The sequence below is a fragment of the Variovorax sp. AC194 genome (genome assembly GCF_979257995.1).
Window position 1 is genome coordinate 2,841,856 of the sequence record NZ_OZ409823.1, and the last position, 22,689, is coordinate 2,864,544.

Annotated in this window: 26 protein-coding genes; 12 read left to right on the plus strand and 14 right to left on the minus strand. The window is 67.1% G+C overall.

What is annotated here, in order from left to right; all coding sequences use genetic code 11:
- Positions 1-276: 276 nt before the first annotated feature.
- Positions 277-2,235, plus strand: coding sequence for a DUF6891 domain-containing protein (locus tag ACZYRS_RS13600; RefSeq protein ID WP_463419686.1), 1,959 nt, complete (start codon positions 277-279; stop codon positions 2,233-2,235).
- Between the two features lie 18 nt (positions 2,236-2,253).
- On the opposite strand, the gene ACZYRS_RS13605 is transcribed toward ACZYRS_RS13600, so the two are convergent.
- Positions 2,254-2,616, minus strand: a complete 363-nt coding sequence (locus ACZYRS_RS13605; protein ID WP_463419687.1) for a winged helix-turn-helix transcriptional regulator — start codon at positions 2,614-2,616, stop codon at positions 2,254-2,256.
- Positions 2,617-2,732: 116 nt separating this feature from the next.
- On the opposite strand from ACZYRS_RS13605, the gene ACZYRS_RS13610 reads away from it, so the two are divergent.
- Both ACZYRS_RS13610 and ACZYRS_RS13615 read left to right on the plus strand, forming a co-directional pair.
- The gene (locus ACZYRS_RS13610; protein ID WP_463419688.1) at positions 2,733-3,467 is read left to right on the plus strand and encodes an SDR family NAD(P)-dependent oxidoreductase; all 735 of its coding nucleotides are present in this window, start codon (positions 2,733-2,735) and stop codon (positions 3,465-3,467) included.
- Between the two features lie 19 nt (positions 3,468-3,486).
- Positions 3,487-4,086, plus strand: coding sequence for an NADPH-dependent F420 reductase (locus tag ACZYRS_RS13615; protein WP_463419689.1), 600 nt, complete (start codon positions 3,487-3,489; stop codon positions 4,084-4,086).
- Between the two features lie 106 nt (positions 4,087-4,192).
- Here ACZYRS_RS13615 and ACZYRS_RS13620 read toward each other — a convergent pair whose 3' ends face one another.
- From ACZYRS_RS13620 to ACZYRS_RS13630, 3 genes are read right to left on the minus strand one after another with little or no spacing between them, the layout of a single operon-like run.
- Positions 4,193-4,738: a DUF2867 domain-containing protein gene (locus ACZYRS_RS13620; protein ID WP_463419690.1), complete on the minus strand. Its 546-nt coding sequence runs from the start codon at positions 4,736-4,738 to the stop codon at positions 4,193-4,195.
- A gap of 36 nt (positions 4,739-4,774) precedes the next feature.
- Entirely contained in the window at positions 4,775-5,620 is an 846-nt protein-coding gene (locus ACZYRS_RS13625; protein ID WP_463419691.1) for a class I SAM-dependent methyltransferase, read from the minus strand.
- On the minus strand, positions 5,617-6,651 hold the full coding sequence (locus ACZYRS_RS13630) for a tripartite tricarboxylate transporter substrate-binding protein (protein WP_198784589.1): 1,035 nt from the start codon (positions 6,649-6,651) through the stop codon (positions 5,617-5,619). The genes ACZYRS_RS13625 and ACZYRS_RS13630 overlap by 4 nt, the downstream gene beginning before the upstream one ends.
- A 102-nt stretch (positions 6,652-6,753) precedes the next feature.
- Here ACZYRS_RS13630 and ACZYRS_RS13635 point away from each other — a divergent pair, with 102 nt between their 5' ends.
- On the plus strand, positions 6,754-7,647 hold the full coding sequence (locus ACZYRS_RS13635) for a LysR family transcriptional regulator (RefSeq protein WP_463419692.1): 894 nt from the start codon (positions 6,754-6,756) through the stop codon (positions 7,645-7,647).
- A gap of 78 nt (positions 7,648-7,725) precedes the next feature.
- Here ACZYRS_RS13635 and ACZYRS_RS13640 read toward each other — a convergent pair whose 3' ends face one another.
- Positions 7,726-7,986 (minus strand): hypothetical protein, encoded by a 261-nt coding sequence (locus ACZYRS_RS13640; protein WP_463419693.1) that lies wholly within the window; start codon positions 7,984-7,986, stop codon positions 7,726-7,728.
- A 380-nt stretch (positions 7,987-8,366) separates the two neighbouring features.
- A complete protein-coding gene (gene pdxR / locus ACZYRS_RS13645) occupies positions 8,367-9,809 on the minus strand; it encodes a MocR-like pyridoxine biosynthesis transcription factor PdxR (protein WP_463419694.1) in 1,443 nt (480 codons plus the stop codon).
- 92 nt (positions 9,810-9,901) lie between these two features.
- Between pdxR and ACZYRS_RS13650 the strand changes: the two genes are divergently transcribed.
- Together ACZYRS_RS13650 and ACZYRS_RS13655 are read left to right on the plus strand one after the other, a co-directional pair.
- Complete coding sequence (locus ACZYRS_RS13650) at positions 9,902-10,645, plus strand: NAD-dependent epimerase/dehydratase family protein (protein ID WP_463419695.1); 744 nt, start codon at positions 9,902-9,904, stop codon at positions 10,643-10,645.
- Positions 10,642-11,187, plus strand: a complete 546-nt coding sequence (locus ACZYRS_RS13655) for a cupin domain-containing protein (RefSeq protein WP_463419696.1) — start codon at positions 10,642-10,644, stop codon at positions 11,185-11,187. The genes ACZYRS_RS13650 and ACZYRS_RS13655 overlap by 4 nt, the downstream gene beginning before the upstream one ends.
- 6 nt (positions 11,188-11,193) lie before the next feature.
- Here the strand turns inward: ACZYRS_RS13655 and ACZYRS_RS13660 are convergent, their stop codons facing one another.
- Positions 11,194-12,147 (minus strand): LysR family transcriptional regulator, encoded by a 954-nt coding sequence (locus ACZYRS_RS13660; RefSeq protein WP_463419697.1) that lies wholly within the window; start codon positions 12,145-12,147, stop codon positions 11,194-11,196.
- Between the two features lie 104 nt (positions 12,148-12,251).
- Here ACZYRS_RS13660 and pcaD point away from each other — a divergent pair, with 104 nt between their 5' ends.
- The 4 genes from pcaD to ACZYRS_RS13680 all read left to right on the plus strand — a co-directional run bounded on the left by pcaD (position 12,252) and on the right by ACZYRS_RS13680 (position 14,833).
- Positions 12,252-13,043: a 3-oxoadipate enol-lactonase gene (gene pcaD, locus ACZYRS_RS13665; RefSeq protein WP_463419698.1), complete on the plus strand. Its 792-nt coding sequence runs from the start codon at positions 12,252-12,254 to the stop codon at positions 13,041-13,043.
- A gap of 29 nt (positions 13,044-13,072) precedes the next feature.
- On the plus strand, positions 13,073-13,408 hold the full coding sequence (locus tag ACZYRS_RS13670) for an SMR family transporter (RefSeq protein WP_042579342.1): 336 nt from the start codon (positions 13,073-13,075) through the stop codon (positions 13,406-13,408).
- On the plus strand, positions 13,409-14,215 hold the full coding sequence (locus tag ACZYRS_RS13675; RefSeq protein ID WP_463419699.1) for an APH(3'') family aminoglycoside O-phosphotransferase: 807 nt from the start codon (positions 13,409-13,411) through the stop codon (positions 14,213-14,215).
- 237 nt (positions 14,216-14,452) lie between these two features.
- The gene (locus ACZYRS_RS13680; RefSeq protein WP_042579341.1) at positions 14,453-14,833 is read left to right on the plus strand and encodes a hypothetical protein; all 381 of its coding nucleotides are present in this window, start codon (positions 14,453-14,455) and stop codon (positions 14,831-14,833) included.
- 100 nt (positions 14,834-14,933) lie between these two features.
- Here ACZYRS_RS13680 and ACZYRS_RS13685 read toward each other — a convergent pair whose 3' ends face one another.
- Both ACZYRS_RS13685 and ACZYRS_RS13690 read right to left on the minus strand, forming a co-directional pair.
- The gene (locus tag ACZYRS_RS13685; RefSeq protein ID WP_198786012.1) at positions 14,934-15,323 is read right to left on the minus strand and encodes a DUF427 domain-containing protein; all 390 of its coding nucleotides are present in this window, start codon (positions 15,321-15,323) and stop codon (positions 14,934-14,936) included.
- Between the two features lie 245 nt (positions 15,324-15,568).
- Entirely contained in the window at positions 15,569-15,943 is a 375-nt protein-coding gene (locus ACZYRS_RS13690) for a DMT family transporter (RefSeq protein ID WP_443083344.1), read from the minus strand.
- A 30-nt stretch (positions 15,944-15,973) separates the two neighbouring features.
- On the opposite strand from ACZYRS_RS13690, the gene ACZYRS_RS13695 reads away from it, so the two are divergent.
- On the plus strand, positions 15,974-16,387 hold the full coding sequence (locus tag ACZYRS_RS13695) for a winged helix-turn-helix transcriptional regulator (RefSeq protein WP_198786014.1): 414 nt from the start codon (positions 15,974-15,976) through the stop codon (positions 16,385-16,387).
- Here ACZYRS_RS13695 and ACZYRS_RS13700 read toward each other — a convergent pair.
- The 4 genes from ACZYRS_RS13700 to ACZYRS_RS13715 form a co-directional block, all read right to left on the minus strand.
- A complete protein-coding gene (locus ACZYRS_RS13700) occupies positions 16,384-17,100 on the minus strand; it encodes an HD domain-containing protein (RefSeq protein WP_463419700.1) in 717 nt (238 codons plus the stop codon). The genes ACZYRS_RS13695 and ACZYRS_RS13700 overlap by 4 nt on opposite strands.
- 191 nt (positions 17,101-17,291) lie before the next feature.
- Positions 17,292-18,251, minus strand: coding sequence for an ABC transporter substrate-binding protein (locus ACZYRS_RS13705; protein WP_198786016.1), 960 nt, complete (start codon positions 18,249-18,251; stop codon positions 17,292-17,294).
- A gap of 50 nt (positions 18,252-18,301) precedes the next feature.
- The gene (locus ACZYRS_RS13710; RefSeq protein ID WP_198786017.1) at positions 18,302-19,381 is read right to left on the minus strand and encodes a sugar phosphate isomerase/epimerase family protein; all 1,080 of its coding nucleotides are present in this window, start codon (positions 19,379-19,381) and stop codon (positions 18,302-18,304) included.
- A 64-nt stretch (positions 19,382-19,445) separates the two neighbouring features.
- Positions 19,446-20,516, minus strand: a complete 1,071-nt coding sequence (locus tag ACZYRS_RS13715; RefSeq protein ID WP_198786018.1) for a LacI family DNA-binding transcriptional regulator — start codon at positions 20,514-20,516, stop codon at positions 19,446-19,448.
- 253 nt (positions 20,517-20,769) lie between these two features.
- On the opposite strand from ACZYRS_RS13715, the gene ACZYRS_RS13720 reads away from it, so the two are divergent.
- Positions 20,770-21,435 carry an FABP family protein gene (locus ACZYRS_RS13720; protein WP_198786019.1) on the plus strand — a complete coding sequence of 222 codons (666 nt, stop codon included), beginning with the start codon at positions 20,770-20,772 and terminating at the stop codon, positions 21,433-21,435.
- Here the strand turns inward: ACZYRS_RS13720 and ACZYRS_RS13725 are convergent.
- Positions 21,405-22,550: an aromatic ring-hydroxylating oxygenase subunit alpha gene (locus tag ACZYRS_RS13725; RefSeq protein WP_198786020.1), complete on the minus strand. Its 1,146-nt coding sequence runs from the start codon at positions 22,548-22,550 to the stop codon at positions 21,405-21,407. The two genes, ACZYRS_RS13720 and ACZYRS_RS13725, sit on opposite strands and share 31 nt — an antisense overlap.
- Between the last annotated feature and the right edge of the window lie 139 nt (positions 22,551-22,689).

Here is a 22,689-nt window from a genome sequence, read left to right on the forward strand (position 1 = left end):
GCGGCGGAAGGCCGCGATGGTCGAACCGGCTGCTATGCCTTCAGGGGCACAGGCTGCGCAGGGAGCGCGTCAGCAGCAGTTCTTGATCGACCCGACAACAAACCGTAGAGGGGTGGGGGAATGAATAGCAGTGTCTTCCATCGCGCACCTCCGGTCTGTGTTGTGGATCGAGGGGTCGAATGTAGCGAGGTTCGCGTGGCCTGTGAAGTGCCATGTGGCGTCACGTCGCGCCATGTGCCTGCGGCAGAATCCAAAAACCAGCAGACAGGGAGTGCCATGGACCCGAAGAAGATTTTCGAAGCGGTGCGCGAAGCCGATGTCGAGATGGTGCGCGCATGCATCGCCGCCGGGGCCGACATGGCCGCGGTGAACGCGCAGGGCTTCACCGCGCTGCAGTGCGCCGCGATGGGATCGAACCAGACCGAGGTCGCGCCGAACATCGCCGTGCTGCGCCTCCTGCTCGATGCCGCGAGCCCGCTCGAATACACCGGCACCGATGGCCGCACCGCGCTCTACCTCGCCGCCGAATTCGCGCCCACGACCGATGCGGTGCAACTGCTCCTGGACGCCGGCGCGAAGGCCGACATCAGCGACGGACATGGCAACCACATCACGGTGAACGCGATGATGCAAGAGGTGGTCGCGCTGCTCGCGCGCGTCACGGGCAAGCCCATTCCCGAACCGCCGCCGCCAGAGCCCGACCCGGTGAAGATGACGACCGCGCAATGGCGCGCCACGAAGGCGAGGATCGACGCCGTCTTCGAGGCGCTGACGAAGGCCGGGCTCGTCGCGCTGCAGGACGCGGGGCAAACGCAGTCCGACGGTTTCTCCGACTGCTCCGAGGCGTTCCACGAACGCGGCGGCGAGACGGCCGGCGTGCACGGCTTCTGCTTCTACACGCGGCAGGACCTGAACCGCGCGAAGCGCACCAGCCAGCTCTCGCTCGCGTACTGGGGCGCGCCGCAGGGCGCCGATGCCGACATGCTGCGCGTCGGCGAACTCATCGTCGACCACTTCCGCGCGGCGGGCTTCGAGGTGCGATGGAACGGGGCCGCGTCGATGCGGCCGGAGGTCGATCTGCGTGAGGCGAGCCCGCAGGCGGAGCCGCCGGCCAGGCCAATGCCTTCCGCCGCGCCCGTAGAACAAGCGGCCGGCACGCAGGCATCGCAATCGAGCTTTCTCTATTTCACGGGCCAAGGCTCCGACAAGGTCTACCAGGTCCACCTGCGCGCGAAGGACGACGGCTGGGTCGTCGACTACGGCAACGGCCGCCGCGGCGGCACGCTCGCCACCGGCACCAAGACCAGCAGCCCGGTCGCCTTCGAGGCCGCGCTGAAGATCTACGAGAAGGTCGTGAAGGAGAAGACCTCCAAGGGCTACACGCCCGACCAGTCGGGCGCGCTCTACACCTCGACCGAACTGGCCGGCCGCATCAGCGGCGAGCTGCCGCAGCTGCCCACGCTGATCCTCGAGGAGCAGGTGGCGCGCTACTTCGAGGACGCGGGCTGGGGCCTGCAGGAAAAGGCCGATGGCGAGAACCGCATCCTGCTGATCGAGGGCGAGACGGTGCGCGGCACCAACCGCCGCGGGCTCTTCGTCGACATCCCGCAGGCCTGGGTCGGCGGGGCGGGCGCATCGGCCGGCCGCACCGTCATCGCGGGCGAGCATGTGGGCGATGCCTTCAAGGCCTTCGACCTGCTGGAACTCGATGGCCAGGACCTGCGCGGCGCGCCCTTCATCGAACGCTTCGGCCATCTGCAAAAGGCAGTGGGCCGCCTGCCGTGGATGGTGGTGCTCGACCTCGAAACCACCGCCGAAGGCAAGCGCCGCCGCGCGGCGCAACTGCTGGCCGCGCATGGCGAAGGCTATGTGCTCAAGGCGCTCGCCGCGCCGTTCGCGGCGGGGCGCAGCGCGACGAGCCTGAAGTTCAAGTTCAACCAGAGCGCGACCTGCGAGGTGATCCGCGTGAACGCGCAGCGCTCGGTGGCCGTGGGGCTGCGCGACGAGACGGGCGCGATGGTCGACATGGGCAACGTGACCGTGCCGCCCAACGAGCCGCTGCCGGCGGCGGGCACGCTGGTCGAGGTGCGCTATCTCTACCGCTATGCGGGTGGCAAGTTCGAGCAGCCGGTCTACAAGGGGCAGCGGCCGGACCTGACGGCAGACGATGCGGTGCTCTCGCAGGTCACGCGCATCAAGGACCGCAGCGCGGCAATGGACGACGAGGCGGCTTGAACCATCGTCGTCGTCCCGCTAGGACAAGGCGTCCTGCTTGGCGAAGATGCTTGCCATTTCCGCCGCGTTCTCGGTTCCCCATGTGCACAGCGGGATGATCGCGTCGGCAAGGCTGCGGCCGAGCGGGGTCAGCGCGTAGTCCACACGCGGCGGCACTTCCTTGTAATCGGTTCGTGCCAGCACGCGATCGGCCTCCAGATCCTTCAATTGCTGGATCAGCACCTTGTCGCTGACGCCTTGGACCAGGCGCTTGAGCTCGCCATAACGCTTCGGACCGTCGCGCAGGAAAAACAGGACCAGTGGTTTCCACCTGCCGGAGATGATGCGCAGCGTGGCGTTGAGCCCGCAGCCGGTATCACAGATTTCAGAGGATGTCGTCATTTTTGGGTACTTACCTAAAAGTGCATACTTGTCCTTAGGTTATCAGAACTCCATACTTGTTCTCAAGCAGCTTTTCTCTCTCTGCTTTGAGCAACTACCAACCATGGATTCATGACATGACCAGACTGAATGGAAAGACCGCCGTGATCACCGGCGGCGCTACCGGCATCGGCCGCGCCGCGGCAAAGCGCTTCATCGAAGAAGGCGCCTTCGTCTTCATCTTCGGCCGCCGGCAGGAAGCGCTCGACGCCGCTGTGGCCAACCTTGGGCCCAATGCCCGTGCGGTGAAGGGTTCGGTCTCCGATCCGGCCGATCTCGACCGGCTCTACACCGCGGTGAAAGCCGAGCGCGGAACCCTGGACATCGTCTTCGCCAACGCCGGCGCGGGAAGCCCGCTTCCGCTCGGCAAGATCACCGCCGAGCACATCGACGAAACCTTCGACACCAATGTGAAGGGGACGATCTTCACGGTCCAGCAGGCGCTGCCGCTGATGGGCAAGGGCGGCTCGATCATCCTCACCGGCTCCAGCGCCGGCACCACGGGCGCCCCGGCAATGACCGCCTACAGCGCGAGCAAGGCGGCCGTGCGCAACCTCGCGCGGTCCTGGGCGGAAGACTTGAAGGGCACCGGCATCCGCGTCAACGTGCTGTCGCCCGGAGCGACCGCGACCGAGCTAGCGAAGGCGGCGCTGGGCGAAGAGGGCCAGAAGGTCTACGCCGCGATGACGCCGCTGCAGCGCATGGCCGATCCGGCGGAGATCGGGGCGGCTGCCGCCTTTCTCGCCTCGTCGGACAGCAGCTTCATGACCGCCAGCGAAGTCGCCGTGGACGGCGGCCTCGCGCAACTCTGACCCACCGAAGGAGAACCACATGAGCTACGCAATCATCGGCTTCGGCAAGGTCGGCCAGGCCCTGGCCAAGGCGTTTGCCCGAAGCGGCATCGAGGTATCCGTTGCAACCACGCGCGACCCGCAAAGCTTTGCATCCGCCGCGGCCGCGATCGGGCCCACGATCGTTCCCAGAACATTGGCGGAAGCGCTCAGGGCGGACGTCGTCTTTCTGGCCGTCCGTTTCGAGTCGCACCCGGAGGTCGCGAAGGCGCTGCCGACCTGGAAGGGCAAGACCATCGTCGATGTGACCAATGCCTACGGCGTGTCCCCCGACGAACTGGGAGGACAGCCTTCTTCCAGCGCGGTCGCGCAGGCTTTCACCGGTGCAAGACTGGTCAAGGGCTTCAACCATCTGGTCGCGGGCGTCCTCGAACAAGATCCGGCCGTGCATGGCGGCAAGAGGGTCGTGTTCCTCGCGAGCGACGACGACAGCGCAGCAACGGAGATCGGCGCGCTTGCGCAAAACCTCGGTTTCTCGCCGATCAAGCTTGGCGGGCTTTCGGAAGGTGGACTGCTTGTGCAGGCGCGCGGAAATACCTGGGGCCAGCTGATCTTCAAGGACCTGGTCAAGTTCGACTGATGAACCGCGATCGCAAATTTCGATGCGATCGTGCCTCGCGCGCCAAGGGCGGCCGCAGTTTGATTGAAGCGCGGGCGGCGCCGGCAGCAAGCCGCCTCTCACGGCCCTATGTCGCGCCTGCCTTGGGCCACCCGATATGCGCAGCGCGACGAAGACTGGCTTTCACGACCTGGCGATGAAAAGGAGCGATCACCAGCAGGTAGGCCCGGCCCAAAAGGTTGTTGCAGTGGACGACCGTCGAGACAGTCAGTTGGCCACCGCGCGCTGGAGACACGTCGGGCGTGTGGAGCACCGACAGCCTGAAATCAAGGTGCTTGTCGTCCTCGCCCAGGACGATCTCGGTGTCGCTTCTGCCGTAGACCTTGAAGATGCCGATGCGGTCGGCGTCGGCTTCGCCGGAGAGCGTCGCAAGGTGCTTGGCGGTCTTCAGGCCAAAGCAGGCAACGATGGCATCGCGGATGTTGGTGAGCCATCCGATCCACGATGGCTGGTGCGCAATGAGGAATCGCCACAGCACATCCGGATCGCTGGAGGTACCAAGGGGAAGTTGAACCGCGAACGCGTCTGCGAGATTCGTCGATTCATAGATCGTTGCGACGGCAGACTGCGTAGGGAGAGCAACAGTCGTTACTGGCGTGAATTCGCTTGGCATGAATGGCACTCCGGGGGCTGATCCGACCCCAGCATCTTAGGCGCCGCCCGCTCGCGTGCCGGAGGCCAGCAAGAGTTCGTTGGGCCCCACCCAGCCGCGATCGCCTTGAAATTGCCCAAGCGCCTCCTCCATCTCTCGCCAAGCCGACTCCCTGGCCTTTGCATCCAGCGGCGCGAGCACTTCCATGATCGGTGAACCCGAGCTCCGAACGAAGGCGACGTAGGCAGCGGCATCGGGGAGTTCGAATGGCGCTGCGAGCGAATCGACTGCGACCTCGACATAGCCAGCCGCCATCAAGAGGCTCGCAAGCCTTCCCGGTGCCGCAAGACTGAACAGACCGCCGTCGGCATAGGGCGAGACGCTGCCGCTCAACCCCCGGTGCTTGCGGGCCACCTTCATCATGGTCGTGATGCAGGGGTTGTTCGCGGGGTCGCCGAACACCAGCGCGACGAAGCGGCCGCCCGGGCGCAGCACGTCGAATGCCGCGGCCAGCGCAGCGGCCGGGTTCATGCAGAACATGAGCCCGAGCCTGCACATCACCGCATCGAAGGGCGCCTCCGCATGAAGCGGCTGCTGCGCGTCTGCGACGGCGAAGCGCACGTTGGCGAGGCCGGCCCCTTCGATGCGCTCGCGCGCGAAGTCCAGGATCCTCGGCGAGATGTCGGTCGCCAGCACGTCGCCCGCCGGCCCGACGGCCAGTGCGATGTCCTTCGTCTGGTCGCCTGCGCCCGCGGCCAGATCGAGTACGCGCGCACCCGGCCAGAGGCGCGCCTCGGACAGCATCGCCGCGGTGGCCTCCCGCAACCACGCATGAACGATCGGCGTGCTGCTGGACCAGCCCTCGGCGGCCTCGTCCCAGGCCCTCGCGGCCGCGTCCGTCATGCGTCCCCCCGGATGCCTGCGTCGACCAGCAGGGGCGCCCAGGCCCGACGGTCGTCCTCGATCTTCGCGGCCAGTTGTGCGGGCGAGCTTTGCGCCGCCGTCATGGCCGCGTCCTCGAGCCGGCGTGCCAGCCCGGCGCTCGCCGCGACGTGGCCGATCGCCTCCGACGCCTGTTCAGTGATCCGTGCCGGCGTGCCAGCCGGCGCGAAGAAGGCGAACCACTCGCGCATCACCGATCGCGCGTGGCCCTGTTCGGCGAGTGTGGGCACCGCCGGCGAGAAGCGGCTGCGCTCGCGTCCCGAGGTGCCGAGCAAACGCAGGCGACCGCTGGCCAGTTGCGGCAGCAAGAGGCCTTCCGGAAGCACGAGCACGGCGACCTGCCCGCCAAGGAGCGCCGCCATGGCGGGCGGGCCACCCGGGTAGGGCACATGGCGCCAGTCCAGCCCGGCCTGGTCGAACAGCATGACCTCCAGAATGTGCGGCAGGGTGCCCGTGCCCGGCGATGCGGCATTGGCCTCGCCGGGATGGCGCCGCATCCACTCGACCAGCATCCGGGTGTCGGCGACCTCCGCCGGCACGGCCTTGCCCACGGCCACGCCAAGATTCATTTCTGCCGCGAGCGACACGGGCACGAGGTCCCGCGCGGGGTCGTAGCCGAGCTTTGCGTACAGCGTGGGGTAGAGGCTGGCGATCGCGCCCTGGCCCAGCAGCCAGGTCGCGCCATCGGGCGGCGCCGACTTCAGCGCCTGCACCGCGATCTGGCCCGCCGCACCGGGCCGGTTGTCGACGACGACCTGCTGTGCGAAGACACCGGCAAGCGCCTCGCCGAAGGCTCGCGCAACGATGTCCGGCACGCTGCCTGCGGGACCGGTGCAGAGGATGCGAAGACGTTCCTGCTTCGCCGAGGAGGCCGATGACGTCGTTTGCCCGAGGGCGGCCGAGCCGCAAACGGCCGCAGTCGCTGCGGCGGCACCGGCCATCAGCACGCGCCGCCGCGGCATGCGGCCATTCGTGAGTGGGCTTGTCGTCATGGGCGGCCTCCAAGTGATGTGGCGGCACCAGCGTAGGCCGGCGCGCCATGGGCCACAAGGCGCGGACTTGCAGAACGGGGCCGCAATAGTGCATAACGGGCGATGCTCGACTGGAACGACCTGAAGTACTTCGTGGCTGTGGCGCAGCACGGCAGCACGTTGGCGGCGGGCCGGGCCCTCGATGTCGATCAGTCCACGGTGCAGCGGCGCCTCACGGCACTGGAGCGGCACATCGGCCGTGCGCTGGTCCAGCGTCATACCACCGGCTACAGGCTCACCGACTTCGGCACCGAGGTGTTGCAAGCCGCGCGCGAGGTCGAGCGGGCCGTGGGCGAATTCGAACAGGTGCTGGTGGTCTCCAAGCGCAATGCGTCCGGTGTGATCCGGCTTACCTGCCCGGAGCCGCTCGTCAATCGCCTGACGCGTTCCGGGCTGCTGGACCGCTTCCATGCGCTGCACCCCGATCTGCATGTGGAATTCGTGATGAGCGACAAGTACGTGGACCTGCGCACCGGCGAGGCCGACGTCGCGCTGCGTTCAGGCGACACCGACGACGCCGTGCTGGTCGGTCGCAAGGTCGGCGATTCGCTGTGGGCCGTCTATGCGAGCCGCGACTACGTGGCGCGCCACGGCCAGCCTTCGTGCATCGAAGAAATCGAGACGCACCCACTGGCGGGGTTTGAAGAGAGCATGGCGGCCCACCGCGCAAGCCAGTGGCTGCGCGATGTGGCACCGCACGCGAACATCGTGGCGCGAAGCGGCAGCGTGCTCGGGCTCCTGCTGTCGGTGAAGGCGGGTGTTGGCATCGCGCCGCTGCCCACGGCGCTGGGGGATTCCGAAGCGGAGCTGGTCCGGGTTCTCGGCCCCATCCCGGCGCTCGCGCGGGACTGGCGGCTCCTTGCAATGCCCGAGATACGGAAGACGGCCCGCGTCAGCGCATTCTTCGACTTCATCGCCACGGAGATCGATGCGCTCAAACCGATCATTACTGGCTAGTGGGGTGATGGCGCCGGGGTCATTCGCATAAAGGCAGGCCGCGAAACCGCAGCCTGCCAAACCGGCCTCTACTGGTCTTTACTGGCCAGTCTCAGGCGCATTGCGTCGCGCCATCGCACTCAACTGAAACAACTCGTTCGCCCGGCGCGTCAGGTCCGACGCGAGCCAATGCAGGTTGGCCAGCTGCGTGGGCCCATCGCCGGTGCGCCAGTCGATGTCTTCTCCGTGGCAGGTCCACATGAGCGCTTCGAGCTGAGCGAGGGTGGCTTCGAGCAAGTCCGTCGGGTCTTGGTCGGGGGAGAGGGGCGTGAGATGCCCGGCTATAGTCTTGGTAGCCATTTGGTGTGCGTCCTTTTCGAAAGTAAGTGCACGTCTTTTGGTTAGACGGCTGGGGTGTGCTACCACCCCGGCCGTCGCCTTTTGATACCTCGCATCTGCATCGCTGCTTTCGCATCGACAACTCGCCGCGAGGCGAAGCGATTCATCATTCATTCGGTTGTGCTGTGGGTGGCGCCTTTCTGATTCCCTTGGCGGGATGTTGAGTGACAAGGGCATTCACTTTAGAGAAGAGCGCGCGCCGTGTGGCGATTGCCGGCACCACGAAATCGCGATTCACGCCAACAAATGCAGCTTCGGCGGTGCCGCAAAAACGAAACGCGAAACGGGCGCCGAGCAGGTATCAATTGGGCAATATTTGAGCGCGGAAATTCGCGTTCATTTCAACGAACGTCCAGCGCCTTGCGCAGCTTCGTCGCCAGCTGCTGCGCCTGCGCGACGGAGGCGATGTTGGTGAAGCCCATGAGCAGCCCTTCGTCGCGAAAGCTCGACGTGCCGCGTTCCGACAGCGGCTGGCAGTTCAGCCCCGCGCGTTGCGCGCGGCGTGCCAGTTCGGTGTCGCGCTCGCGGCGCGTGTCGAAGCGCGCGATCAGGTGCATGCCGCCGCTTTTGAGGTCGATGCGCACGTCGCCGCCGAAGGCCTTGAGCAACGCGGTCACGAGCATGCCGCGCCGCCGCGCATAGAGCAGCCGCATCTTCTTCAAGTGGCGCGGGAAATAACCGCCGCGCATGAAGTCCGCGACCACGGCCTGCGTGATCTGCGGGCTGCCGTTGGAGCCGGTCTGCGCGGCCTTGGCGAACGCGGCGCAGAGCGACTCGGGTGCGACCACGTAGCCCAGCGCGAGGCCCGGGTATAGCACCTTCGAGAAGCTGCCCGCGTACAGCACGCGATCGTGGCCATCCAGGCTCTTGAGCGCCGGTAGGGGCGGGCCGGCATAGCGGTATTCGCCGTCGTAGTCGTCCTCCACGATCCACGCCTTGGCGCGCGAGGCCCATTCGAGCAATTGCAGCCGGCGCGCGAGCGACATCGAAACGCCGAGCGGCGCTTGGTGCGACGGCGTGACGACGGCCATCCGCGCGCCTGCAGCCTTGCGCGTGCCGCGGGCCACGACCATGCCCTCGTCGTCCACCGGCACGGGCACTGCGCGCAGGCCCGCGCTGCGCAGCACCTCCTGCGTGGGTGGATAGCCGGGATCTTCCACCCACACGGCATCGCCCCTGTCGAGCAGCGTGTGCGCGATGAGCGCGAGCGATGCGCGGTACCCGCCCGTCACGAAGACCTGCGACGGGTGGCACGGCACCCCGCGCGAGACCGCCAGATAGGCCGCGATGGCCGCGCGCAGCGGCGCGTAGCCTGAAGGGTCGCCGTAGAACATGTCCGCCGCGGTCGCCGCCCTGGCGCGCCGGGCGGTCAGGCGCGCCCACAACTTGCGCGGAAAGGCATCGAGCGCGGGAATGCCCAGCTGCAACGGCGGTGGCGGCCGGGCATCGGCCAGCGCTTCGCGGCCGGTGTGCGCATCGGCCCGCCGCCGCTCGCGCCGCGCCGAGCGGTGCGCAGGCAGCGAAGGCGAGACCACAGTGCCCGCCTGCCCCTGCGACGAGAAATAGCCCTCGCCGATGAGCAGGTTGTAGGCCGTCTCGATGGTGCCGCGCGAGACGCCCAGCTCGCTCGCCAGGTCGCGCGCCGAGGCGACGCGGTCGCCCGGGTGGAGCACGCCTTGCTCGATGGCCGACCTGAAGCGCGCGTAGATCTGCCGGTACAGCGGCGTGGGCGTGGCGCGGTCGATCGCCAGAAGGATTTCGGACGACTGTTTCTCTTGGATCATGGCATTGTCATTTTGATCAATCTTGCCTCTTTTCGGCAGGACATCCAGAACCTAGCATGGACCCATCGAACAGCCAGCAAGAAGGACATGCAATGCGCGAGAAGATATTCGTGGCGGGTGCGGCCGGTGCCATCGGCACCGCGCTGGTGCCGCTGTTGACCGAGGCGGGCTACGAGGTGTACGGCAGCACGCGCCGCGCCGACCGCGCGAGTGCGCTGCAAGCCCGGGGCGTGACGCCGGTCGTCGTCGATGTGTTCGATGCCGAGGCGCTTCGCGCGGCGCTGGTGCGCATCCGGCCCGGGATCGTGGTGCACCAGCTCACCGACCTGCCGGCCGACCTCGATCCGAAGCTGATGGCCGAGGCGGCCCACCGCAACGCCCGCGTGCGCACCGAAGGCACGCGCAACCTCGTGGCCGCGGCGCTGGCGGCGGGCAGCCACCGGCTGGTCGCGCAGAGCATCGCCTGGGCCTACGCGCCGGGGGCGACGCCGCATGTCGAAGACGATCCGCTCGATCTTGAAGCCGATGGCATCCGCCGCGTGAGCGTGGGCGGCGTGGCGGCGCTGGAGCGCAGCGTGCTGGGTGCCGTCGGCATCAAGGCCACCGTGTTGCGCTACGGGCAGATCTACGGGCCGGGCACGTCGACGGCCGTGCCCAAGGGCGCGAGCCCGGTCCACGTGGAGGCCGCCGCATGGGCGGCGGTGATGGCGCTGCGGCATGCGCAGGGCGGCGTCTTCAACATCGCCGAGGACAACGCCGACGTCAGCAGCGAGAAGGCGAAGCGCGAACTGGGCTGGTACGCGTCGCTGCGGCTGCCGCGAGGCGTGGCGTCATGAAGGCGATTCGGCTTCATCGCAATCAGGTGGGCGCCAGCGTTGCAGCGCTGTCTGTGGTGCTCGCGGCCGGCTGGGCGCTGATACCGCACGGCGGCAAGCAGGAGGCCGTGCAGTGGCTCGACGACGTGTGCAGCGCCGTGAGCCGGCCGATGTTCTCGTCCACGCCGGCGCCTGCGTCTGCGGGTTCCGGCGAGGCCGCACGGCCCGCGACATCGTCCAGGGTGATCTCGTGCGAAGCGCTGCCGAATGTGCCGGGCAAGTCGGTGACCACGGTGATCGTCGACTTTCCGCCGCTCGCGTATTCGCCGGCGCACCGGCATCCGGGCTCGGTGACCGCGATCATTCTCGAAGGCACGATCCGCTCGCAACTGGGCGGCGGGCCGGTGGGCACCTACAAGACCGGCGAGACCTTCTTCGAGCCGCCGCGCACGCTGCATGTGTTCGCGGAGAACCCCGATCCGGTGAAGCCCGCGAAGCTGGTGGCGGTGTTCGTGACCGACGAGAACTGCGGGCCGCTGGTGCTGCCGCCGGACGCGGACTGAGCGCGCTCACCTGCCGCGCGCGGGTTTCTTCGCGGGCGGCGCGGCCTTGCGTGGTGCGAGCGCGCGGCGCAGCGCCGGCGCCTCCTGCTGGATGTGATCCCACAGCCGGTTCGCGACCGGTCCCTGCGGCCGGTCGCGCCGCCGCGCGGCCACCAGCTCTTCGATGCGGCCGGGCAGGTGGCGCCCGGCGATGGACTGCAGCAGGCCGTCGCGCAGCTCCTCCTCGATCAGGAAGCGCGGCATGTGGCCCCACCCGAGGCCCTGCAGGATGATCTCCTTCTTCATCGACTGGTCGGCCACCGTGCATTGCGGCGCGCCCTCGACCATGAAGTAGTCCTGCGGCGCCGAATGGCGCGCCGTGTCGCGCATGACGCACTGGGTGAACGCGCGCATCCGCTCGGGCGTGACGGCGCGCGGCACCGGCTCGGGCAGCAGGCCCGGCGCCACCACGGGAATGAAGGGCACCTTGCACAGGTCCACCCATTCCACGCGCGCATCGCTCTTGTCGACGCGGTGCAGGATCACATCGGCCTCGCCATCGAAGAGTCGCTCCCAGGGCCCCGCGACCGCCTCGAAATGCAGGTGCAGCCGCGTACCCGGGCACTGCGAGAAGAACCGGCCGAGCATGCCCAGCACTTGCGGGCGCGGGCACAGGTCGCCGATGACCACGTGCAGCTCGCTCTCTTCGCCCATCGCGAGCTGCGCGGCGTGGGTGCGGAGGCCCTCGAGTTCGCGCAGCAGCGATTGCGCCCGGCGATGGAACGAGAGCCCCGCCTCGGTGGCGCGCACGCGGTAGGCACTGCGATCGAGCAGCACGAGATCGAGCTGCCGCTCCAGCTTGGCCACGGCGGCGAACACGGCGGGGTGCGAGCGATGCAGCGCCGCCGCGGCGGCCTGGAAACCGCCCGCGCGGATCACCGCTTCGAAGCATTGCAGGTCGTGCAGGGTGAATTCGGTCATGTCAGCTTTGGCTACAGAGATTGACCGATCTTTGTAATTTCTTTGTGAAAGGAGCGCAACTACGATTTGCCTCATTCACTCATCGAACCGAAAGCGAAGCCTCCATGACAGACCTGAATTTCGTGAACGCCGGCGACGGCGCACGCATTGCTTACCGCATCGACGGCGAAGCCGGCAAGCCCGTGCTGGTGCTGTCCAACTCCATCGGCACCACGCTGCGGATGTGGGAGACGCAGATCGAAGAACTGACGAAGCATTTCCGCGTGCTGCGCTACGACCTGCGCGGCCACGGCGCATCGGGCGTTCCCGTCGGTGCTTATTCGCTCGACCGGCTCGGCCGCGATGTGATCGAACTGCTCGATGCGCTGGGCATCGGGCGTGTGCACTTTCTCGGCCTCTCCCTTGGCGGCTTCGTCGGGCAGTGGCTTGGCGTGCATGCGCCCGAGCGCGTCGACCGGCTGATCCTGAGCAACACCTCGCCCTACCTCGGGCCGGGTAAGCAGTGGGATGCGCGCATCGCTGCGGTGCTCGAGGCGCCGGACATGTCGGAGACCGCCGAAGTGTTCCTGGCCAACTGGTTCCCCGAGCGCATGCTCGCGGCCGGGGAGCCCGTCGTCGAAACATTCCGCGCCATGCTGCTCGCCACCGACCAGCAAGGCCTGGCCGGCGCCTGGGCGGCGGTTCGCGACGCGGACCTGCGCCGCACCATCGCGCTGATTGATCGGCCCACGCTGGTGATCGCCGGACTGCACGACACCGTGACGGCTGCGAGCCACGGCGAGCAGATCGCCGCGACCGTGCCCGGCGCCAAGCTGGTCGTGCTGCCTGCGGTGCACCTGTCGAACATCGAATACCCGGTGGCGTTCATGCAGGCGGTGCTGGGGTTTCTGCGCTGAGTTGGAAGCGGGGCGTTTAGAGTCCTTCGATGGCTCTTACCTACGTCTATCTCGCGGTCGCGATCGTTGTCGAAGTGCTCGCGACCAGCTTCCTCAAGGCCTCCGACAGCTTCACCCGGTTGTGGCCCAGCGTGGCCACGGTGGTGGGCTATGCGGTGTCGTTCTACTTTCTCTCGCTCGCGCTGCGGGTGCTGCCTACGGGCATTGCGTACGCGATCTGGTCGGGGGTGGGCATCGTGCTCATCTCGGTGGTGAGCTGGCTGTGGTTCGGGCAGTCGCTGGACGGGCCGGCGATTGCCGGGCTCGGGCTGATCATCGCGGGGGTCGTGGTGGTCAATGTGTTTTCGAAATCGGTGGGGCACTGAATGGACGCCGCGAATCTGCTTCCCCAACTGCCACCCGGAAAGACCTGGATCCGCGCCGACGAAGGCGAGTCCGGCGATGCCGTGTATCGCCGCAGCGACGGCGCCGCGTTCGCGAAGGTTTCACTCGGCAAGGGCGCCGCGCAACTCAATGAAGAGCGCCTTCGCACCGAGTGGCTCGCACCGTTCGGCATCGGGTCGGCGGCCGTGCTGGACTGGCATGCGTCGAGCGATGGCGCATGCCTTGTGACGCGCGCCGTAGCGGGCGTGCCGGCCAGTGATCTCACGGCGGTCCAGCTGCTCGAGGCATGGCCAACCATCGCCGAGCGGGTGAGGGCGCTGCATGCGATTCCGGCGAGCGATTGCCCGTTCCCGCGCAGCCTCTCGGCGATGTTCGATCGCGCCGCCGATGTCGTCGCACGCAATGCGGTGAACCCGGATTTCCTCGACCCCGACCAGCGAGGCATCGCACCGTCGGTGTTGCTGGATCGCGTGCGTGCGGAACTGCCGCAACGGCTGGCGCAGGAGGCGCGCGAGCGCGTCGTCTGCCACGGCGATGCGTGCCTGCCGAACTTCATGGTCGACCCCGAAACGCTGCGCTGCACCGGCCTCATCGATGTGGGGCGGCTCGGAACGGCGGACCGGTACGTCGACTTTTCGCTGCTGCTCGCCAATGCGCGCGAGAGCTGGACGGACGCCGCGCAACCGCTCGCTGCGCGCCAGTCGCTCTTCGAGGTCCACGGCATCGCCGACCCCGATGACGAGCGCCTCGCCTTCTATCTGCGTCTGGACCCGCTGACCTGGGGTTGAGCGGCGGTGGCGGTGGTTGAGGCCACGATTGTTTCCCATCGGTGAACACCGCGGTTCCTTTCGATGAGGGTTTTTACTTAGATGGCGGCGCACAATTCATCTCACGGACCAGCACTCAACTGATCCGAGTGAACAGGGCCCCGAGCGAGGTGGCCGCCCCCGGAGGGACGGCGACCCACCCAAGACCGGTTCGTAATCAACCAAGCAAGAACTTGAACTGAACTGAAGGAAATCCAAATGACCGCCTCGAAGATCCTCTCCGCCGTCGCTGTTGCCCTGATGGCCGTTGCCGGTGCCGCTCACGCTGAAACCTACGAAGGCGTGCAGCAAGTGAACTCCACCGTGAGCCGCGCCGATGTCGCCGGCCAGGCCGTGGTTGCCGCACGCACCGCCAACCCGTACGCCACCGGCGCCAATGCAGGCCCTGCGCAAGTGTTCGTCTCCTCGACCAGCCGCTCTGCGGTCCGCGCTGAAGCTGCTGTCGCCGCACGCAGCGAAAACCCGTATGCCGAAGGCGCCACCTCGCGTGTCGCCCCGGTGCTGGCCAGCGGTGTGGACCGCGCCACCGTGCGTGCCGCAGCCCGCGCTGCCGCTCGTGGCGACGCTCTGCCGCTGTAATCGACAGCACAGCTCGCCTTCGACGGCGAGGCAGACGTACAAAAGCCGGGCCCTGCGAAAGCGGGGCCCGGCTTTTTTGTGTGTCGACTGCGAGGCGAGGCTAGACGATGCGCTCTTCGATCGGCCCCACGCGGTCCGGATAGAAGGCCACGTGGTCCTTGATCTGCGAGACCGAATCGTAAGGCGCCTCGTAGGTCCACACCGCATTCACCGAGCGCTCGCCGCCTGCGGGAATGCTGTAGTAACTGGCCTCGCCCTTGTAGGGGCAGTAGGTGGCGTGCTGCGTGCGTTCCAGCAGCGACATCTTCACGTCCTTGCGCGGGATGTAGTGCACCGTGCCGAAGTGCGACTCGCGCAGCGTGAGCGCATCGCGCGTGTCGGCGACGACGCAACCATCGACCGACACCACCACGCGGTGCGGATTGCGCCCGATGGTGATGGCATGGTCGGGGCCGGGGATCTTGATGGTGCGTTCTGCGGTGGCGAACATGAGCAGGCTCCTTCGGGCGGATCGGTTCAGGTCGGTGTGACGGCAAGAAATCGGCGGATGCGCATCTTGCGCCGATGTCATGACGGTTTGAAGCCCCCCGTGAATCGGCCCATTTGCAGAATGGTTAAAGAGCGGCGAACGCTTTGAAAAACATCGTCATAACGAATACCTAGGTTCCATATCGGAACATGTCGCTACATATCTGCAGTGCCGCAGCCGCATTCAACGCAGTGCGCTCGCGCGCATCACGCTTCGGTGAGCCGCAGCCCGACCGAGCCGGCGACGACCAGCACGATGCAACCCAGCCGCACCGCCGAGAGCGCCTCGCCGAACCACAGCACGCCCATCAGCACCACGCCGACCGAGCCGATGCCGGTCCAGATCGCATAGGCCGCACCGAGCGGCAGGTAGCGCAGCGCCTTGGCGAGAAGGAAGATGCTGACGAGCGCCGTCAGCACACCGAGCACTGAGGGCACGAGCCGCGTCCAGTCTTCCGACTGCTTGAGCGATGCGGCCATCGCGATCTCGACAAGGCCCGCGGCCAACAGAAAAAACCAACCCATGAAAGACTCCTTGTTGCTTGCGGAAAGGGCGCGACCCGATACTTCCCGCGAGCCCATCCATCGACAAGTACGCACCTTCTGGTAACCATGGGAATTGAAAAGTCGTCATTGAAAACGCCCGAGCCTGTGGCACACGAAGCCAACGCTGCGGCCGATGTGTGGAACGCGAGCTGCCCTTCGCGCCGTGTGCTCGAACTCATCGCGAACAAATGGGCGCTGCTGCTCATCCCGCTGCTGCGCGGCGAGCCGCGGCGCAACAACGAGCTGCTGCGCCAGGTCGGCGGCATCTCGCAGAAGATGCTCACGCAAACGCTGCGCGAACTGGAGCGCAACGGCCTCGTGCTGCGCGACGACCACCGGACGGTGCCGCCACACGTGGCGTACCGGCTCAGCGCGCTCGGCCTGTCGCTGAGCAAGACGCTGCTGGCCGTGGACCGCTGGGCCGAGTCGAACCACGCGGCGATCGACAGGGCGCAGCAAGAGGCGCGCGCCCGGCTCTAGGCGGTGTGGTCCGGGTCCGTGCCCGTGTCAGGCACAGCGGGCGCGGAATGCGCATGGTGAGCGCAGCCGGCCCGGTGATTCCATTGCGAGGCCAGGATGATGGTGCACATGTCGATGCGCTTGAAGCCCGGGTCCTTGAATGCGAGCACGTCGTCGTTGAAGGTCCCGAAGGTGGTGTCGGGCCGGTGCTTCATGCCTTGGTGGAAAGCATCGATGATTCCATGCGCAAAGTCCGCTTCGCGGGGAAAGGCGGCGACGACGGCTTCGCGCTGCGCGTCGGTGAACTGGTGGTAGCCGCGGCCCGCCACGTCCATGCCTGCGCCCGCCTGCACCAGCGCAATTTCCGCGCGCATGAACTGAGGGATGCCGGGCGTCGTGTGGAGCGCGACGGCGTTCCACACCGTCTCGATGTCGTGCTCGCCGATGCCGTGCCCCCGCAGGAAATCTCGCGCGGCGTTCGCGCCATCCACCTCGAAGCGAAGCTGGCTTGCTTCGTAGCGCGGGGTGAGGCCGATGTCGTGGAACATGCAGGCCGCGTACAGCAGCTCGGTATCGAACTTCAGGCCGCTGCGCTGCCCCGTCAAGACGCCCCAGCAATAGACGCGCGACGAGTGATGAAAGAGCAGGTCGCTCTCGGTGTCGCGAATGAACTGCGTCATCTCGCGCGCGAGCTTGCTGTCGGGAATGCGTATGCCTGATATGTCGGTGTGCATCGTGAACCTTTGGGTTGCTTGCACACGATCATGGGCGAAGGTCGATCCGAATGGAATGGATGTCTCTGCAACTCCACAATGCAGGCCGTTCAACCGGCCACGCGCCGTGGGCCTCGACCTGCGGTGGTTCGCGCTTGCCCCGGCGCACCGGGTGTGTCCGCACACCCGGCGCGCTCAGGAGCGCGCACCGTTCAGAACGGCGAATCGGGAAAGTAGTACTTCGCCGCGTTTTCCTTGGTCACCAGCACCGACGGAATGATCGTCGTCGCGGGCATCGCGCCGCCTTCCACGCGCGCCTTCGCGGTGAGGTTCATCGCGTCGGCGATCATGCTCGGCGCGTAGGTCACGTCGGCCGAGACGATCTTGTCGCCGTCCATCACCTTCTTGATGTAGCCCTTGGCGCCGGCGCCGCCCACCACCAGCTTCACGTCGTCGCGCTTGGCCTGCTCGATGGCCTTCTGCACGCCCACGGCCATGTCGTCGTCCGAGGCCCACACCGCATCGATCTGCTTGAAGCGCGTGAGGTAGTCCTGCATGACCTTGAACGCGTCGTCGCGGTTCCAGTTGCCGTGCTTGGCATCGAGCACCTTGATGCCGGGGTTGGCCTTCATCACTTCGTTGAAGGCGTCCACGCGCTGGTTGTCGATCACCGTCGGAATGCCGCGCAGGATCACCACGTTGCCCTTGCCGCCCATGGTCTTGGCCATGTACTCGCCCGCCACCTTGCCGAAGCCCGGGTTGTCGCCGGCCACGTAGGCGCTTTGCGCGTTCGGGTCCGTCAGGCCGCGGTCTACCACCGTCACGAACACGCCCTTGCTCTTGACCTGCGCCACCGGCTTGGTGAGCGGCGCCGACTCGAAGGGCAGGATGACGAGCGTGTCGATCTTGTTGACCGTCTGCAGGTCCTGCACCTGGTTGGCCTGCTCGGTGGCCGAGCCGGCGGTCTTCACGAAGACCTTCATGCCGGGGTATTGCTTTTCCAGTTCGGCCTTGGTGCGGTTGGCCCAGTACACGACGCCGCCGGTCCAGCCGTGCGTGGCGGCGGGCACCGAGACGCCCATCACCGTGGCCTTGTTCTGGGCCAGCGCGGGCATGCTCGCCAGCGCGCACACGGCCAGTGCGATGCCCGAAAAAATTCTTCTGTTCGTCATGGTCTCTTGTCTCCTTCGTTGTTGAGAAAGCTAGCTCGTTGGGTTGCTGACTACTTCTTCGCCGTTGTCGTCGTCTCCAGGCCCAGCATCCGGCGAAGCTGCTGGGTATCGGTCTGGGCGCCCGCGAAATCGTCGAAGGCTTTCTCGGTCGTGCGGATGATGTGGCGGCGGATGAACTCCGCGCCCTCGGCCGCGCCGTCCTCGGGGTGCTTGAGGCAACACTCCCACTCCAGCACGGCCCAGCTGTCGTAGTTGTATTGCGCCATCTTGGAGAAGATGGCGCCGAAGTCGATCTGCCCGTCACCGAGCGACCGGAAGCGCCCCGCGCGGTTCACCCACGGCTGGAAGCCCGAGTACACGCCCTGGCGGCCCGTGGGGCGGAACTCCGCATCCTTGATGTGCAGCGCCTTGATGCGCGAGTGGTAGATGTCGATGAACTCCAGGTAGTCCAGTTGCTGCAGCAGGAAGTGCGAGGGGTCGTAGTTGATGCAGCAGCGCGAGTGGTTCTTCACGCGCTCCAGGAGCATCTCGAAGGTCACGCCATCGAAGAGGTCCTCGCCCGGATGCAGCTCGAAGCAGACGTTGCAGTCGGCGTCTTCGAACGCATCGAAGATCGGATGCCAGCGCTTGGCGAGCTCGTCGAACGCGGCCTCGATCAATCCCGCGGGACGCGGCGGCCACGGATAGAGATACGGCCACGCGAGCGCCCCCGGAAAGCTCACGGTGCTCTTCAAGCCCAGGTTGCGCGAGGCCTTCGCGGCGAACAGCATCTGCTCCACCGCCCACGCCTGCCGCGCCACCGGGTTGCGTCGGTAGGCCTCGGGCGCGAAGCCGTCGAAGGCTTCGTCGTACGCCGGGTGCACCGCCACGAGCTGGCCCTGCAGGTGCGTGCCCAGCTCGGTGATCTCCACGCCGTTCTCGCGTGCCACGCCAGCCACTTCGTCGCAGTAGGTCTTCGATTCCGCGGCCTTCTTCAGGTCGAAGATGCGCGCGTCCCACGAGGGAATCTGCACGCCCTTGAAGCCGAGCCCGCCGGCCCAGCGCGTGATCGACGCCCATGAGTCGAACGGCGCGCTGTCGCTGGCGAACTGCGCGAGGTAGATGCCCGGGCCCTTGATGTTGGTGGCCATGTGTCGACGCTCCTGCTAAAGGTTGTTTCAGTGGTTCAGTGGGGGGAGGGCAGCGCCGCCGCGTTCACGGCAGGTTGTCCTTCAGGTAGATGTCGATGCGGATGCGCTCCTGGTCCGCATGCACCGGCTCGCGCGTGAGGCGCGCGATGGCCAGCCGCAGGGCCGATCGGATCTCGTGCCCCGCGTCCTGGTTGATGACCGCGGCCATCGTGCCGTCGAGCAGATCGGCGCGCGCGGCCGGCGTGAGCTCGTGGCCGACGAAGACGATCTTTCCCGCGCGCCCGCTCGCCTTGAGCGTGGCCGAGATGCCCGGGTTGCCCGCGCCCACGCTGTAGAGCGCCACCAGCTTCGGGTGCGCGGTCAAAAGGCGCGCGCTGAGTTGGCGCGCAAGCTTCGGGTCGTCCTTGCCCTCGATCGGCGGCAGCACGCGCAGGCCCGGGTACTCCGCCGCCATGACCTGGCTGAAGCCCAGGCTGCGCTCGGCATGGTCGCGCAGCGAGAGGCTGCCCACAATCACGCCGACATCGCCCTTGACGTCGCCCCTGAGGCCGCCCGAGAAGCGGCCCACCAGCGTGCCCGCGGTGCGGCCGGCCGCCACGTTGTCGATGCCCACGAAGTGCTGGCGCTGCGACTTCGGCACGTCCGACACCAGCGTGATCACGCCAACGCCATGGCTGGCCAGCTTGTCGATGGCTGACTGCACCAGCGGATGGTCCAGCGCCATCACCACGGCCGTGTCGCAGTGGCCCCGCAGCGCGAGGATGCGGCGCGCCAGGCGCTGAGGCTCGAAGACATCGACATGGTGCGTCTGCGCGCTCACGCGGTGGTCTTCCATCCAGCCGCTGCTGCCCGCGATCTGCTCGCGCAGCATCTCGATGAAGGTGTTGTTGCCCGAGGGCAGCACAAAGCTCACCCGGTGCGGATGCGGCCGTGCGAGGCGGGCGGCCGCCGGGTCGGGCCGGTAGTTCAGCCGCTCGACGGCCTGATGCACCTGCGCGATCGAGCGCGCGTGCACGCCGGTGCGCTTGTTGAGCACCCGGTCCACGGTGGCCAGGCTCACGTCGGCTTCGCGCGCCACGTCGCTGAGCGTGGCGCGGCCGGTTTGCAGGGGAAGTCGCTGGGTGCTGGAGGGCATGGGGCGGATTCTGAGGTGCGTACCTCATTTTGATGTGCGGGGAAACCCGGGAGGGATTCGAGGGGAGGACGTCTTGCCCCTTCCCCCTTTGGGGGAAGGCTGGGATGGGGGCAGGCAGAGCGCCCGATGGGTACGCCGCGCGCCCCCACCCCAATCCTCCCCCAGAGGGGGAGGGAGCAAGAAAATCAGGCGGCGGTCGGTGCCGGCTATTGGCGATACTTCCGCCCGTCACACCCAGATATCAGGACCCACCATGGCCGACTACCCCCGCGACATCTACACAGAACCCGAACCCGACCCGCACACGCTCTCCAACCTCGGCCCGCTCACGGGCCTGGCCGGCATCTGGACCAGCGCCACGGGCCACGACGTGGCACCGAAGGAAGACGGCCCCGAAGCCGAGGCCTACATCGAACACGCCGAGTTCCAGCCCATCGACGCGCAGACCAACGGGCCGCAGATCTTCTATGGCCTGCGCTACCACGTGCGCATCGTCAAGCCCAACGAGGTGGAGAGCTTTCACGACCAGGTCGGCTACTGGCTCTGGGAGGCCGCCACCGGCACGGTGATCCAGACGCTGACGATCCCGCGCGGGCAGGCCGTCATGGCCATGGGCCATGCGGCGCCCGATGCGAAATCGTTCAAGCTGGAAGCCGTGCGCGGCGCGGCGACCAACGGCATCCTCTCGAACCCGTTCCTGGAGCATGCGTTCAAGACGCTGCGCTACGACGTCGCCATCACCATCCACGACAACGCCAGCTGGTCGTACGAGCAGGTCACGCTGCTCGATGTGCTCGGCAAGCCCGAGCCCTTTCGCCACACCGACCGCAACACGCTGCACAAGATCGGCGAGCCCACGCCCAACCCGACCGCGCGCGCCGCGCTGGCTCAGTTGGTCGCCGCCTCCACGTCCGCGTGAAACTTCGCCGAGCACCACTCGGTGGCGCCGAAGTAGAGCGATGACTGCGCGCCGCTCGCAAGCGTCGACTGCGCCGACACGCCGAGCGCGAAGTCCTCGTCGAGCGCGCCCCAGAACGACGCGACGTTCTTGCGCCAGTAGTTCTCTGATTTCTCCGTCTTGGGCAGCTCGGGAATCAGCGTGCTCGCGATCACGCGCGAGCGGCCGGGAGCCTCGGGCAGCACGGTGAAGGCGTTGGCGTGGTCGCCCTCGTGCAGGATGAAGGTGGCCGGAAAGAAGAAATAGATGATGTTCGAGTGCGGCCCCACCCGCCATTCGCTCGCCGGCACTTCGCGCAGCCCTTCGATGCTGCGCTTGGGCAGGAACAGGCGCTGGTGCTGCCGGTCGTGGTCGGCCATCAGCAGGTTGTCGTAGAACAGCGCCGCGATGCTGTTGCGGTGCGCGTACTGGAAGTGATAGGTCTCCAGGTTCCCCTCGAACGGAATCTTCCAGTTGGCCGCGTTGTCGAAGGCGTGCTGGTGAAACGGCACCCAGCGGTCGTAGCCCCATGAGCGCAGGTCGGTGCCGAAGCGGCCGAGCCACGCATCGATGTCGAGCGCGGCGCTTTCGCCTTCGGCCAATGCGCGAGGGATGACCCACACGAAACCAAGTGCCTCCGCCACCGGCACACGCGCGAGGCTGCAGTCCGAAGCGGGCGCATGCGGAAAGTCTTCGCCCGAAGGGCGGCCGCGCAATGCCCCGTCGAGCCCGTAGGTCCAGCTGTGGTACGGGCACACGAGCGCGCGCTGATTTGAGACGCCCGCCGGCTTGAGCCGTGCGCCGCGGTGCCGGCAGGCGTTGATGAATCCATTGAGCTGTCCGTCTGGCGCGCGCACGAGCAAGAGCGGCAGGCCCGCCACGTCGATGGCGAACGAATCGCCCGCGTTGGCGAGCGAAGCCGAAGGGCAGAGCGCCAACGGGTAGCGGCGGAAGATGCGCTCCACCTCGCGTTCATGGCGTGCCGGATCGAGGTAGCGCGACACCGGGCTCACGGCCGGTTCGCCGCGCTCGCTGCCGCCGGTTTCGATCAGCGCGAGCGCGCGGCGGATCAACGCGATCTGTTCTTCTTGCTGCATGTGGTTTTGTCTCCGTGCAGGGTGTGCTGCGCCCATTGTGTCGAACGGACCGTTCGCCCGCTTGCATCAACTGGTCGTGTTTGCCATCGCCGGATAGAACAAACACGCATACCTGCGAAGCCCCTATGCCGATAACCTC

Excerpts from the sequence above, each read along its gene's own strand:
- ACZYRS_RS13685 (WP_198786012.1), bottom strand. The coding sequence starts at position 15,323 with ATGTTCGCCACCGCAGAACGCACCATCAAGATCCCCGGCCCCGACCAT.
- ACZYRS_RS13725 (WP_198786020.1), bottom strand. The coding sequence starts at position 22,550 with ATGCAGCAAGAAGAACAGATCGCGTTGATCCGCCGCGCGCTCGCGCTG.
- ACZYRS_RS13700 (WP_463419700.1), bottom strand. The coding sequence starts at position 17,100 with ATGCACACCGACATATCAGGCATACGCATTCCCGACAGCAAGCTCGCG.
- pcaD (WP_463419698.1), top strand. The coding sequence starts at position 12,252 with ATGACAGACCTGAATTTCGTGAACGCCGGCGACGGCGCACGCATTGCT.
- ACZYRS_RS13680 (WP_042579341.1), top strand. The coding sequence starts at position 14,453 with ATGACCGCCTCGAAGATCCTCTCCGCCGTCGCTGTTGCCCTGATGGCC.
- ACZYRS_RS13675 (WP_463419699.1), top strand. The coding sequence starts at position 13,409 with ATGGACGCCGCGAATCTGCTTCCCCAACTGCCACCCGGAAAGACCTGG.
- ACZYRS_RS13625 (WP_463419691.1), bottom strand. The coding sequence starts at position 5,620 with ATGACGGACGCGGCCGCGAGGGCCTGGGACGAGGCCGCCGAGGGCTGG.
- ACZYRS_RS13615 (WP_463419689.1), top strand. The coding sequence starts at position 3,487 with ATGAGCTACGCAATCATCGGCTTCGGCAAGGTCGGCCAGGCCCTGGCC.
- ACZYRS_RS13620 (WP_463419690.1), bottom strand. The coding sequence starts at position 4,738 with ATGCCAAGCGAATTCACGCCAGTAACGACTGTTGCTCTCCCTACGCAG.
- ACZYRS_RS13610 (WP_463419688.1), top strand. The coding sequence starts at position 2,733 with ATGACCAGACTGAATGGAAAGACCGCCGTGATCACCGGCGGCGCTACC.
- ACZYRS_RS13710 (WP_198786017.1), bottom strand. The coding sequence starts at position 19,381 with ATGGCCACCAACATCAAGGGCCCGGGCATCTACCTCGCGCAGTTCGCC.
- ACZYRS_RS13705 (WP_198786016.1), bottom strand. The coding sequence starts at position 18,251 with ATGACGAACAGAAGAATTTTTTCGGGCATCGCACTGGCCGTGTGCGCG.
- ACZYRS_RS13630 (WP_198784589.1), bottom strand. The coding sequence starts at position 6,651 with ATGACGACAAGCCCACTCACGAATGGCCGCATGCCGCGGCGGCGCGTG.
- ACZYRS_RS13695 (WP_198786014.1), top strand. The coding sequence starts at position 15,974 with ATGGGAATTGAAAAGTCGTCATTGAAAACGCCCGAGCCTGTGGCACAC.
- pdxR (WP_463419694.1), bottom strand. The coding sequence starts at position 9,809 with ATGATCCAAGAGAAACAGTCGTCCGAAATCCTTCTGGCGATCGACCGC.
- ACZYRS_RS13655 (WP_463419696.1), top strand. The coding sequence starts at position 10,642 with ATGAAGGCGATTCGGCTTCATCGCAATCAGGTGGGCGCCAGCGTTGCA.
- ACZYRS_RS13670 (WP_042579342.1), top strand. The coding sequence starts at position 13,073 with ATGGCTCTTACCTACGTCTATCTCGCGGTCGCGATCGTTGTCGAAGTG.
- ACZYRS_RS13600 (WP_463419686.1), top strand. The coding sequence starts at position 277 with ATGGACCCGAAGAAGATTTTCGAAGCGGTGCGCGAAGCCGATGTCGAG.
- ACZYRS_RS13650 (WP_463419695.1), top strand. The coding sequence starts at position 9,902 with ATGCGCGAGAAGATATTCGTGGCGGGTGCGGCCGGTGCCATCGGCACC.
- ACZYRS_RS13660 (WP_463419697.1), bottom strand. The coding sequence starts at position 12,147 with ATGACCGAATTCACCCTGCACGACCTGCAATGCTTCGAAGCGGTGATC.
- ACZYRS_RS13640 (WP_463419693.1), bottom strand. The coding sequence starts at position 7,986 with ATGGCTACCAAGACTATAGCCGGGCATCTCACGCCCCTCTCCCCCGAC.
- ACZYRS_RS13690 (WP_443083344.1), bottom strand. The coding sequence starts at position 15,943 with ATGGGCTCGCGGGAAGTATCGGGTCGCGCCCTTTCCGCAAGCAACAAG.
- ACZYRS_RS13720 (WP_198786019.1), top strand. The coding sequence starts at position 20,770 with ATGGCCGACTACCCCCGCGACATCTACACAGAACCCGAACCCGACCCG.
- ACZYRS_RS13635 (WP_463419692.1), top strand. The coding sequence starts at position 6,754 with ATGCTCGACTGGAACGACCTGAAGTACTTCGTGGCTGTGGCGCAGCAC.
- ACZYRS_RS13605 (WP_463419687.1), bottom strand. The coding sequence starts at position 2,616 with ATGACGACATCCTCTGAAATCTGTGATACCGGCTGCGGGCTCAACGCC.
- ACZYRS_RS13715 (WP_198786018.1), bottom strand. The coding sequence starts at position 20,516 with ATGCCCTCCAGCACCCAGCGACTTCCCCTGCAAACCGGCCGCGCCACG.